An 11,621-nucleotide genomic window follows, 5' to 3' on the forward strand; every position below is an offset into this window, starting at 1 on the left:
AGCACTGGCAGCCAAGTGTGGGTCGTGCGGGTCGTCTCGGGTGTGTCTCTCTGCTAGAGGCCCAGTACATCCTGCATATCGTAAAAACCTGAATTCTGCCCTACCAACCAGCCAGCAGCGCGCACGGCTCCACGAGCAAAGGACATACGACTGGAAGCCTTATGGGTAATTTCTACACGCTCGCCATCGGCCGCAAAGGTGACGGTGTGGTCGCCCACAATATCGCCAGCGCGCACGGTGGCAAAGCCAATGGTATTGCGATCACGCGCGCCGGTCTGGCCTTCACGTCCGTACACCGCAACAGTGTCCAAATCACGACCCAGCGCATCGGCCACCACCTTGCCCATACTGAGCGCAGTGCCGGAAGGCGCATCGATTTTGTGCCGATGATGTGCCTCATACACTTCAATATCGACGTCGTCGCCCAGCACTCGGGCCGCCATATCCAGTAGCTTGAAACACACATTAACGCCCGTGCTAAAGTTGGACGCCTTACAGATTGGCACAAGGCTCGCGGCCTGCTCAATATCGCCCTGCTGCTCGGGTGTAAATCCGGTGGTGCCAATCACCATGGCAACGCCGCTGGTACTGCACAGGGCGAGATTAACCATCGTTGCATCGGGCACTGAAAAATCAATTAACACGTCAATATCACCGATCACGTCTGCCAGTGAACTGACAACGGCTACGCCGTTTTTTTCCTGCCCGGACAACTCACCCGAATCCGCACCAACCAGCGTATTTTCGGGACGCTCGATGGCCGCAGTCAATACCATACCATCAGCCTGCCCAATCGCTTCAATCAGGGTCCGGCCCATGCGCCCTGCGGCGCCCGTAATACCAATCCGTGTTGTCATGTTTTCATATCATCAAAAAAGCTCTTCACGCCTTCGAACCAGCTCGTCTGTCGAGGAGATTGATTTTGTCCACCCTCTCCCAGGCTACCGCGTAGTTGCTCCAGCAATGCTTTTTGCTCCTTATTGAGTTTAACCGGTGTCTCGATCACCGCACGGCATAGTAGGTCGCCCACGCCGCCGCCCCGCACGGGTTTTACGCCCTTGCCCCGCAGACGAAACAGTTTACCGGTCTGCGTCTCAGCCGGTATCTTCAATTTAACCCGACCTTCAAGTGTGGGCACCTCTAAATCGCCACCCAGCGCGGCCTCCACAAAGGTAATGGGTACCTCACAATACAGATTTTTCCCATCGCGCTCAAAGATATGGTGCTGCCTAACTGACATCTGAACAAACAGATCGCCTGAGGGCCCCCCTTCTGGTCCTGCCTCTCCTTCACCCGACAAACGAATGCGGTCACCGGTATCGACACCCGGCGGCACCTTGACTGACAGCGTTTTGGTTTTCTCCATCCTGCCCTGGCCACGGCAAGTACCACAAGGGTCAGAAATAGTTTTGCCGCGCCCTCGGCAACTCGGGCAGGCCTGCTGCACCTGAAAAGGACCTTGCTGCATGCGCACCTGACCGACGCCACCGCAGGTAGAACAGTTAGCAGGAGAACTGCCTTTTTTCGCACCAGAGCCTTCACAGGTATCACAGGCACTCAGACTGGGTACGCGGATTTCAACCGTAGTGCCATTGACCGCATTCTCCAAAGAAATATCCAGAGTGTAACGTAAATCAGACCCACGCTGAGGACCACCTCGACCACGCCCTCCGCCGCCACCACCGAAAATATCACCGAACACATCGCCAAAAACGTCGCTGAAATTACCACCGCCGAAGCCACCACCGCCGCCACCCGAATCAACGCCGGCATGGCCATACTGGTCGTACGCAGCCCGCTTCTGGGCGTCCATAAGGATTTCATAGGCCTCGCTGGCTTCCTTGAATTTTTCCTCTGCGGCAGGGTCGTCAGGATTTCGGTCTGGATGATGCTTCATCGCTTCTCGACGATAAGCCTTCTTGATATCCTTTTCGTCGGCACTTTTGCTGACGCCCAACACCTCATAGCAATCACGTTTTGACATAAACTCTTATGGCTCTTTTACAGCTCTTCCTGAAATGACTACGCGGGCACTGATGTCCCGCGTAGTCTTAGTGTTGTCACGCAATGGACTCATCGTCCATCACGCGGGCAAAGGACACCAGCTTTTAGTTTTTGTCGTCCTTCACTTCCTCGAACTCTGCATCGACTGCATCGACGGCATCGTCGCTTGCAGCAGATTCCGCCTGATCACCGCCACTGGCGGCCTCCTCAGACTGCGCAGCGTACATCTTTTGCGCCACCGACCCGGTCACTTCAGTGAGCTTGGCAGCCGCTGCATCGATAGCGTCTTTGTCATCCGCCTTTAGCGCTTCTTCTGCCTCAGCAATGGCAGCGTCAATAGCAGCCTTCTCCTCATCATTGGCATGCTCACCGGCTTCCTCGACCGTCTTTCGTGCAGCATGCACCAGTCCGTCGCAGGCATTGCGCGAATCCACCAATTCAGCAAACTGCGCATCGGTCTCAGCGTTGGCCTCGGCATCGGCTATCATATTTTCGATATCGTCGTCACTCAAACCGCCCGATGCTGTGATTCGAATAGACTGCTCTTTGCCCGTGGCCTTGTCTTTCGCCGACACCTGCAGAATACCATTGGCATCCAGATCGAAAGTCACCTCGATCTGAGGCGTGCCGCGCCGTGCTGGGGGGATGTCGGCCAGATCGAAGCGGCCCAGTGATTTGTTCCCCGTAGCCTGCTTCCGCTCACCCTGCACGACGTGAATCGTTACCGCTGACTGGTTGTCATCCGCAGTAGAGAAGATTTGCGATTTCTTAGTAGGAATTGTGGTGTTCTTCTCAATCAACGGTGTCGCCACACCGCCCATGGTCTCAATACCCAATGTCAGCGGTGTGACATCCAGCAGTAACACGTCTTTCACGTCACCCGACAATACTGCACCCTGAATTGAGGCACCCACGGCCACGGCCTCGTCCGGATTCACATCCTTACGCGGCTCCTTACCAAAGTAATCCGCCACGACTTTTTGCACCATCGGCATACGGGTCTGCCCACCGACCAAGATAATTTCATTCACTTCGCTGGGATTTAGGCCCGCGTCTTTCAATGCCTGCTTTACCGGTTCCATAGACCGCGTCACCAGGTCTTCCACCAGCGATTCCAGTTTAGCGCGGCTCAATTTTACCACCATGTGCTTAGGCCCAGATGCATCAGCGGTGATATAGGGCAGATTGACCTCTGTTTGCTGGGCGCTGGATAGCTCTATCTTAGCCTTCTCAGCAGCTTCCTTAAGGCGCTGCAGAGCCAGCGGATCGCTATGCAAGTCTATGCCACTCTCTTTCTTGAACTGTGCAGTGAGATATTCGATAAGCCGCATGTCAAAGTCTTCACCGCCGAGGAACGTATCACCGTTGGTGGACAACACCTCGAACTGGTGCTCGCCATCGACTTCGGCAATCTCGATAATGGAGATATCAAAAGTACCGCCACCCAGGTCGTAAACCGCGATAGTGTGATCGCCTTTGCCCTGATCCATACCATACGCCAACGCTGCTGCCGTCGGTTCGTTGATAATGCGCTTCACATCTAGCCCGGCAATTTTTCCGGCGTCCTTTGTCGCCTGCCGCTGCGAATCATTAAAATAGGCAGGTACAGTAATCACTGCCTCAGTGACCGGCTCGCCAAGGTAGTCCTCAGCCGTCTTTTTCATCTTGCGCAGAATTTCAGCAGCCACCTGCGGCGGTGCCATTTTATCGTCTTTTACCTGCACCCAGGCATCGCCATTATCCGACCCAATGATTTTGTACGGCACCATGGAGATGTCTTTCTGAACCACATCGTCCTTGAACTTACGACCGATCAAGCGCTTGACCGCGAACAGCGTGTTTTGCGGATTGGTAACAGCCTGACGTTTGGCACTCTGGCCAACCAGGATTTCACCTTCATCTGTATAACCGACCACAGAGGGAGTCGTGCGATCACCTTCAGCATTTTCGATAACCTTAGGTTTACCACCCTCCATAACGGACACGCAGGAGTTGGTGGTACCGAGGTCAATTCCAATTATCTTACCCATTGTCTGTCTCCAGTTTGTTGTCGCGGGTTTACCCGCTGCTATCAATTACGTTGTGTTATATATTGGCCCTGATTGACTGATTTCAAGGGCTAGGTACCCACTGCACACCCCAAAATGACCCCAAAAGAGTCCAAAAAGCTGTCTATTCGCTCAAATTAGTTTCCCGCTGGACTTTTACTGACCATCACCATCGCAGGGCGCACAAGCCGTCCGTTAAGGGTGTAGCCCTTTTGCATCACCGCGATCACCGTGTTGGGTTCTACGTCACCGTTCTCCACCATGCTCATGGCCTGATGCAGCTGGGGGTCAAACGGTTCTCCGGCGGGGTCTACCGTCACAATATGGAATTTTTTCAGCGCATCGTGGAAGCTTTTGAGCGTCAGCTCCACCCCCTCAGCGATGGGCTTGACGATGTCATTGTCGCCCACGGCCGCTTCCAGAGCCCGTTCGAGGTTATCCACAACCGGCAACAATTCGCCACAAAAACGCTCCAGCGCAAACTTGCGCGCCTTTTCCACGTCCTGCTCCGCTCTTCTTGTGACATTCTGAGAGTCTGCCTGAGCTCGTAGAACCGCATCCCTTGCAATAGCCAGCTCCTCTTCGAGCCTCTCTATCTGCTCTTCCGCAGACAATATCTCCCCGCTTGGGCCATCGTCTGCAGTCTCAGGCGCTGCTGCGCTGTCTGCTGCGCTATCTACGACGCCATCAAGCGGCTCATCGCTCCCTGGCTGATTTGGGTCTTGTTTCGCCACGCTGGCACTCCCTGTAAAGTGATGACTACTGATGCGCCACTCTGTGGAGCCGCACAATCGGAAATCGTTAACGGGATATGGGGCCAGCCGCAGCCATTTCAAGGTTTGCCGCGCGGAATTTGTAAGAATTGATAGGCACGTAATTGCCAGCCGAGGGGTGAATGTCGCTAGCTTGAAAGCGCCGAACTGAGCATCCGGGCAGTGACATCGACAATAGGGATAACGCGGGCATACTCCATGCGTTTGGGACCGATAACTCCCAGCACGCCTAGTGTCCGGAAACCATCATTATAGGGGGCAGTGACCACACTGTAGTTACCAAATACGTCGTATCCGGCCTCCTCACCGATAAAGATCTGCACACCCTCGGCACGAGTGCTGCGCTCCAGCAGGTGCAGCAAATCCTTTTTTTGTTCAAAGGACTCAAATAGATCACGCAACGTAGGCATTTCCTCAGCGGTGGCGCTGCCGAGAAGCCGAGATTCGCCGACCATCATACACTCCTCGCCATCACCCTCCTGATCCAGCGCTTTGCTGGCCAAATCGAGCGAATCTTCCAGGTAACTGTCTATCTGACTACGGGCCTCGCGCATTTCACGCAATATCCGCTCCTTCACCTGATTCAGGGCCTGGCCGGCGTAGCGCTGGTTCACCATGGCCGCCGCGTCACGCAGCTGTGCCTCCGTGAAGGGCCGCTGGGTATGGATAATACGGTTTTGCACCTCTCGCTCATTGACGACGAGAATCACCAGTACCCGATTGCCAGAAAGGGGCAAAAACTCCACCTGGCGCAGTTGATTCGCCTCCTGACGAGGCACGGTGACCAGACCCGCTTGGGCGGTAATGTTGGACAACAGCGAGGAGGCAGCCTGCACCAGTTCTGTGGCGGACTTGTCAGGATTGAGTTCAGCGCGCAGCGCGGACACAGCATCGTCTTCCGGAGCTTGAATCTGTAAAAGGGTATCCACGAATAAGCGGTAACCTAAAGCCGTCGGCACCCGGCCCGCCGAGGTATGGGGCGAGTGCAAATAGCCCCGCTCCTCCAAATCAGACATCACATTGCGGATAGTCGCCGCACTGACAGGCAGACCGGCCACTTTGAGCAAGGTACTGGATCCAACCGGCTGACCATCTTGAATATGATGTTCAACTAATGTCTTTAACAGAATGCTAGCGCGTTCTGAAATCACTCCTGCCGCCATAAGTTACAACCCAAAATGACACACCTACATGTTTATCACAGGAGGCAGAAATTACAAAGACATACACGCAACATATATCGTGTCCCATTGCTATTTAAGTGGCTACGGATGTGCCGCATACAGGCGGAATTGACAGTAACGACGTTGATCCTGCTTTCCTGCAGCCGCCTTATACGCTTTAGGAAATTGGTTTTAGGCCGCTAATGTTCCATGCTAAGATTGCCGAAAAGTCCAAAGACGGTCTCTCATGCTCGCCCAAATCAGCATCAGCAACTACACCATTGTCTCTTCCTTGGATATGGAGTTTTTCTCAGGAATGACAGTGATCACCGGCGAGACGGGCGCGGGCAAGTCCATCATGCTGGACGCACTGGGCCTGTGCCTCGGAGACCGGGCTGATTCGAAGACCGTACGTCATGGTTGTGACCGCGCAGAGATTGTCGCTAACTTTGATGTCACCGCTATCCCCCTGGCCATTGCCTGGCTAAAAGATCGTGATTTGCACACCAGCAACGAATGTCTATTACGCCGGCTTGTCACCGCCGATGGGCGCAGTCGCGCCTATATCAATGGCAGCGTCTCCACCCTTCAGGACTGCGCCGAGCTGGGCGCATTACTGATCGACATCCACAGCCAGCACGCCCATCAGTCACTACTGCAAAAACCGGTACAACGAGCGTTACTGGACGCCTATGCTGGGCACAAGCCCCTCACCCGAGACGTCGAGCAATGTGCCTCCGACTGGCTGCGCAAGCGTCGCGAGCTGGCGTTATTGACGGGATCAACCGATGAACACACCAGTCGTATCCAGCTGCTGACCTACCAGGTGGAAGAGCTCAATGTCCTAAGCCTGCAGACGGGCGAACTGGCTGCGCTGGAACAGGAGCAAAACCGACTCGCCAATGCCGAAGAGATTTTGGAGGGCGCTCATCAAGCGCTGGAACTCTGTGATGATCAAGAAACGGGCGCACGCCAGGCCCTGAAATTGCTCGGCGGAGATGTTCATGCCACGGCTGCTGTGATCAATGCCAGAAATCTACTGGAGTCTACCGCCATTCAGTTGGGCGAAGCTTGCGGTGAGATTCAGCGTCATATCGACAGCGTTCAGGTCAATCCAGACCGTCTGAGCGAAGTGCAAAAGCGTCTAGAGAGTGTTTACGATATCGCCCGAAAGCATAAGGTGATGCCTGAACGGCTGGCTGAGCTGCACCATTCGCTGCAAGGCGAGTTGCAGGGCTTGGCCAGCGGTGGCGAGCGTATCGAACAGCTGAAGCTGGAGATGGTTGATCTGACGGCACAGTACACGGATAGTGCAATTCGCCTGAGTAAAAAACGGCGCAGCGCGGCGAAAAAACTGGTGAAGAACGCCTCTTCGGTCCTAGCGTCACTGTCCATGGACGGATGTCAGTTTGAGATTGCTCTCATACCCCTGAAAAGTGAAGACCCTCACCCGCACGGCAACGAGGACATCGAATTTCTCATCAGCACCAACCCCGGTGCGCCCGCCCGAGCTCTGGGCAAAATTGCATCGGGTGGCGAGCTTTCACGTATCAGTCTGGCCATCGGCGTCGTGACGGCGAACACCGCTACCGTCGCAAGCATGGTGTTCGACGAGGTAGATGTCGGCATTGGCGGTGCGGTTGCTGAAGTCGTGGGTAAGTTATTACGCACGCTGTCGGAGCGCACGCAAGTGTTATGCGTTACCCACCTAGCCCAAGTGGCGTCCCAGGGCACTCATCACCTGCAGGTGTCCAAGACCAGTAGCGACACCTTTGTCGAAACGAGTCTGAAAAAGCTGGGGAGTGATGACAAAGTGCAAGAGATTGCCCGTATGCTCGGTGGTGTCAAAATTACACCGCAGACGCTAGCGCATGCCCGGGAAATGCTGGAAAGCTAAGTCGAGCCTATTTTGCGGACGTATAGCACCAAGGAGTGATCGATCAGTTCGTATCCACGTTCTTTGGCGATCTCATGTTGGCGTTGCTCAATCACCGCATCGGTAAACTCTACGACCTCCCCGCTGCTGACACAGACCATGTGATCGTGGTGTTCACCTTTGGCCAGCTCAAATACTGAATGACCCGCCTCAAAGTGGTGACGCGAAACCAGACCCGCGGCCTCGAACTGCGTGAGGACCCTGTAAACCGTTGCCAAAGCCACATCCTCTCCGGCATCGCGCAACGCCTGGTAGACCTCTTCCGCGCTCAAATGCTGTGAATTGAGCTCTGAAGATTCCAATAGCTGTAGAATCTTGACACGCGGCAGAGTGATTTTTAAACCCGCATCGCGTAGTTCCTGATTTTGCTCAACCATAACCTAAGGGCTTCTCTGTGTTGACAAGTGGAGGTATGATGCCATTCTCATATTGGAAGTGGAAGTGTTATCCCATGCGGATTTTGTTGATCTCCCTAACTCTGGTCTTTATTAGCGCCTGCGGCTTTCCCGGTGTCTATAAAATAAACATCGAGCAAGGCAATATCGTCACCCAAGAAATGGTCAATCAACTCAAGCCGGGCATGAGTCGGCGTCAGGTGAACTTCATCATGGGCACTCCATTGATTAAGGACACTTTTAACCGCAATCGCTGGGATTATGTGTTCATGATACGCAATGGATCAAAGGTTCTCGAGCAATCTCGAGTCGCGGTTGAGTTCAACGATGACACGCTTGTAAACGTATTCGGAGACTTTGTTTCAGCGGACTGGGCCGCAACAGGCGGCGCTCCAACAGCCACTTCGCCATCAGCAGAACCCGCTTCGGAATCATCCACCTACCAGTAGCGGCGACGACTGGGTTCAGTCAGGCGCATCCTGCTGCCGACGTTCTTTGGCGCGCTCAGCGCGCGCTTTTCGCACTTCCTTTGGATCGGCGGTGAGCGGCCGATAAATCTCTACCCTGTCTCCGCCGCGCAAAACCTGCGTCGGCGAAATCACCTGCCCAAAAATGCCGAACTTGGCGTTATCCAGATCCACCCCGTCAAAGGTACTGGCGATACCTGATAGCTGCGCGGCCTCTAAAGCCGTTGCTCCAACGGGTAATTCGACCTCGAGAAGTGCTTGTTTGTGTGGCAACGCGTAGGCCACTTCAACTTTAATCGTAGTATTTTCGCTCATAAGATCAACCGTATATTTGACTGGCACGCCGACCTACAGCATCCACCACATTATTTGTCGCTTTGTCGAATAACCGGGACGCTGCAACACCGAGCAACGTTCCGTTAATCGTGAATTCCAGATTCAAACTCATTTTGCAGGCGGAGTCACCCAGCGCGTGAAAGTCCCAACGCCCGGCAAAGTATTCAAAAGGGCCATCGATCAATTCCAGTGTGATTTCCCGCGGAGCCGACATTCGATTGCGCGTACTAAAACTTTGGGTGATGCCAGCGCGCGCTAGATCCAGACGCGCCTCAACCCAATCCTCTTCACGGCGCAGAACACAGGCACCCACACAGCCTTCCATATAACGCGGATAGGATTCCACATCGCTCACCAATTCGAACAACTGGTAAGCACTGAAGGGCAGCAAGGCGCTACGGTTGATAACGGTCATGATTGCGATCTTACCGTGTTACAGACTGCCGCCACCAACCTACTACCCATAATCCTCATGCCCAATAAAACGGTGCAAGCAGCAACAGCGCAATTGCCGGAGTAGCAATATACCGCAACAGGAAGCGCCAGAGCGAGAAAAACCCATCGGAACCTCGAGCCAGTTGCGGGCGCAGAATGTCAGACCGCAGACCCCAACCCACAAACAATGCAATGAGCAGTGCAACTAAGGGCAACAGCACGTTTGCCGTAACGCTATCCAGTAAACTCATCAGATTGGGCTTGCCCAACCAGGTGATCCGGGCTGCCGGTCTAAATGAGTCCACCACCGCCAAGCTCAGCAGCCATACGGCCGCGCCAACGGCCAATGTCGCAGTAAAACGTTCCACTAGAAACTGGCGTTTTACCGTGGCAACAATGGGCGCCAGAATGGCTACGGCTGAACCCAACGCAGCTAGAGCCATCAACGCAAAAAATACCGTGCCCGCTAAGTCTCCCTGATCGAGATTGCCGAACGCATAGGGGAGACTAATAAACAACAGGCCCGGACCTGCAGTTGGATCCATATTATTGGCGAATACAACCGAATAGATTGCCAGTCCGGCCAGCATAGCAATGAGGGTATCGAACACCGCCACCACCACTACCGAGCGCCCAATCGGAGTCTGCTGTGGGGCATAGGCGCCGTACGTGATGCCGATTCCCACACCCACACCCAGCGTAAAAAAAGCATGTCCCAGCGCCACCAGTGCTGACCGTGGTGTGAAATCGACTAATTGGGCGGAGAACAGATAATCACGGGTAGCATCAATATCGCCGTAGTCGACTGCGAACTTAAGCAGGAACGCCAACATAACAAGCATGAGCGGCACCGCAATCCAGACCAGTACGCCAAGCCCACGCTGAACACCCAACACCACTATGCCTGCTGCGGCGAGTAAAAATAGGCTTTGCCAGTAAATTTGCGCTGGCGTGTCGGTCAGATACTGCGCGAAGTGCGTCCCTACTTCTAATGCCGGGGCTGCGGCAAAAGTGCCCTCATACATAAACCCCGCATACGCCAGACTCCATCCGGCCACTACAATGTAAAAAGCGAGAATCAGCACCCCGGTCAAGCAGGCTAGGACACCTATCAGCCGCCATCCCTGTGAGAGCCCAGCGCTGTCACTGGCAAGGGTTATGGCCGCCACAGAGCTAGGACCACCGTAACGGCCCAAAGCAGCCTCGGCGACCATGACCGGCACTGCGATTAAAAATAAACACAGCACATAGGTGATGACGAATGCCCCACCGCCATACTCACCAGTCAGATACGAAAAGCGCCACAGATTGCCCATCCCCAAGGCAGAGGCCGACAGCGCCAGCACAAATGTCGTGCGCAAATGCCATCGATCCGGGGTGTTGAACGCAGGAATATTCATCCGAAAAACGGGTATTTAGTCATGATCTTACAATGCCGCACGGCGTCAGATGTGAAAAGAGGAAGATTCACGTTTCACCTCTGGGCCTTGTCCGTATAATGCGCGCCATGGCCAAAAAGAAACCTAAAAAACCCAGTAATGTCATCGCCCAAAACAGGCGTGCCAGTTTTGACTATCAACTATTGGACACGTTCGAAGCAGGCGTGGCCCTTAGCGGCTGGGAAGTGAAGAGTCTGCGCATGGGCAAAGCCGATCTGGCCGACTCCTACGTGCTCATGAAAAACGGCGAGGCCTGGTTGCTGGGGACGCATATCATCCCACTGGACACTGCCTCAACACATTTCGTGACTGATCCCACTCGCACCCGTAAGCTTCTGCTGCATAAGAAGGAACTGTCGAAGATCGTCGACTCTACTTCACAAAAAGGCCTCACCTGCGTGTGTACGCAAATGTACTGGAAGGGGCATCTAGTGAAGGCGAGGATCGCATTGGCGGTCGGCAAGAAAGATCATGATAAGCGTGATACCGAAAAAGATCGCGACTGGAACCGCCAAAAGCAACGTATCGTGCGCGATAACGTCAAACAGTAAGGTCCGTCTTCTCAGCAGGCCAACATCATAGCACGGGGAACCTCCCGCTGGTATCATAGCCGCCCCTAACACAT

The 11,621-nt window shown here is 54.3% G+C and carries 12 protein-coding genes; 3 read left to right on the top strand and 9 right to left on the bottom strand.

What is annotated here, in order from left to right; all coding sequences use genetic code 11:
• Positions 1–53 precede the first annotated feature (53 nt).
• The 5 genes from dapB to hrcA all read right to left on the bottom strand — a co-directional run bounded on the left by dapB (position 54) and on the right by hrcA (position 5,976).
• Positions 54–857, bottom strand: coding sequence for a 4-hydroxy-tetrahydrodipicolinate reductase (dapB, locus tag ABXT62_RS12545; protein WP_415355620.1), 804 nt, complete (start codon positions 855–857; stop codon positions 54–56).
• Positions 854–1,984: a molecular chaperone DnaJ gene (gene dnaJ, locus ABXT62_RS12550; RefSeq protein WP_415355621.1), complete on the bottom strand. Its 1,131-nt coding sequence runs from the start codon at positions 1,982–1,984 to the stop codon at positions 854–856. The genes dapB and dnaJ overlap by 4 nt, the downstream gene beginning before the upstream one ends.
• 124 nt (positions 1,985–2,108) lie before the next feature.
• Entirely contained in the window at positions 2,109–4,034 is a 1,926-nt protein-coding gene (gene dnaK, locus ABXT62_RS12555) for a molecular chaperone DnaK (protein ID WP_415355622.1), read from the bottom strand.
• Between the two features lie 155 nt (positions 4,035–4,189).
• Positions 4,190–4,786, bottom strand: a complete 597-nt coding sequence (gene grpE / locus ABXT62_RS12560; RefSeq protein WP_415355623.1) for a nucleotide exchange factor GrpE — start codon at positions 4,784–4,786, stop codon at positions 4,190–4,192.
• 167 nt (positions 4,787–4,953) lie between these two features.
• On the bottom strand, positions 4,954–5,976 hold the full coding sequence (gene hrcA, locus ABXT62_RS12565) for a heat-inducible transcriptional repressor HrcA (protein WP_415355624.1): 1,023 nt from the start codon (positions 5,974–5,976) through the stop codon (positions 4,954–4,956).
• Between the two features lie 259 nt (positions 5,977–6,235).
• On the opposite strand from hrcA, the gene recN reads away from it, so the two are divergent.
• The gene (gene recN / locus ABXT62_RS12570; protein ID WP_415355625.1) at positions 6,236–7,885 is read left to right on the top strand and encodes a DNA repair protein RecN; all 1,650 of its coding nucleotides are present in this window, start codon (positions 6,236–6,238) and stop codon (positions 7,883–7,885) included.
• Here the strand turns inward: recN and fur are convergent.
• A complete protein-coding gene (gene fur, locus ABXT62_RS12575; protein WP_415355626.1) occupies positions 7,882–8,301 on the bottom strand; it encodes a ferric iron uptake transcriptional regulator in 420 nt (139 codons plus the stop codon). The genes recN and fur overlap by 4 nt on opposite strands.
• Positions 8,302–8,375: 74 nt before the next feature.
• Between fur and ABXT62_RS12580 the strand changes: the two genes are divergently transcribed.
• Positions 8,376–8,768, top strand: coding sequence for an outer membrane protein assembly factor BamE (locus tag ABXT62_RS12580; RefSeq protein ID WP_415355627.1), 393 nt, complete (start codon positions 8,376–8,378; stop codon positions 8,766–8,768).
• 15 nt (positions 8,769–8,783) lie between these two features.
• On the opposite strand, the gene ABXT62_RS12585 is transcribed toward ABXT62_RS12580, so the two are convergent.
• The 3 genes from ABXT62_RS12585 to ABXT62_RS12595 are packed head-to-tail and all read right to left on the bottom strand — an operon-like array spanning position 8,784 to position 10,957.
• Positions 8,784–9,101, bottom strand: a complete 318-nt coding sequence (locus ABXT62_RS12585; protein WP_415355628.1) for an RnfH family protein — start codon at positions 9,099–9,101, stop codon at positions 8,784–8,786.
• Positions 9,102–9,105: 4 nt separating this feature from the next.
• Complete coding sequence (locus ABXT62_RS12590) at positions 9,106–9,537, bottom strand: type II toxin-antitoxin system RatA family toxin (protein ID WP_415355629.1); 432 nt, start codon at positions 9,535–9,537, stop codon at positions 9,106–9,108.
• 55 nt (positions 9,538–9,592) lie between these two features.
• Complete coding sequence (locus ABXT62_RS12595) at positions 9,593–10,957, bottom strand: sodium-dependent transporter (protein WP_415355630.1); 1,365 nt, start codon at positions 10,955–10,957, stop codon at positions 9,593–9,595.
• A gap of 107 nt (positions 10,958–11,064) precedes the next feature.
• On the opposite strand from ABXT62_RS12595, the gene smpB reads away from it, so the two are divergent.
• Complete coding sequence (smpB, locus tag ABXT62_RS12600) at positions 11,065–11,547, top strand: SsrA-binding protein SmpB (protein WP_415355631.1); 483 nt, start codon at positions 11,065–11,067, stop codon at positions 11,545–11,547.
• The last annotated feature ends 74 nt before the right edge of the window (positions 11,548–11,621 follow it).

Origin of the sequence: Halioglobus sp. Uisw_031 (assembly GCF_047729875.1) — a bacterium.
Taxonomy (GTDB): Bacteria; Pseudomonadota; Gammaproteobacteria; order Pseudomonadales; family Halieaceae; genus Marimicrobium.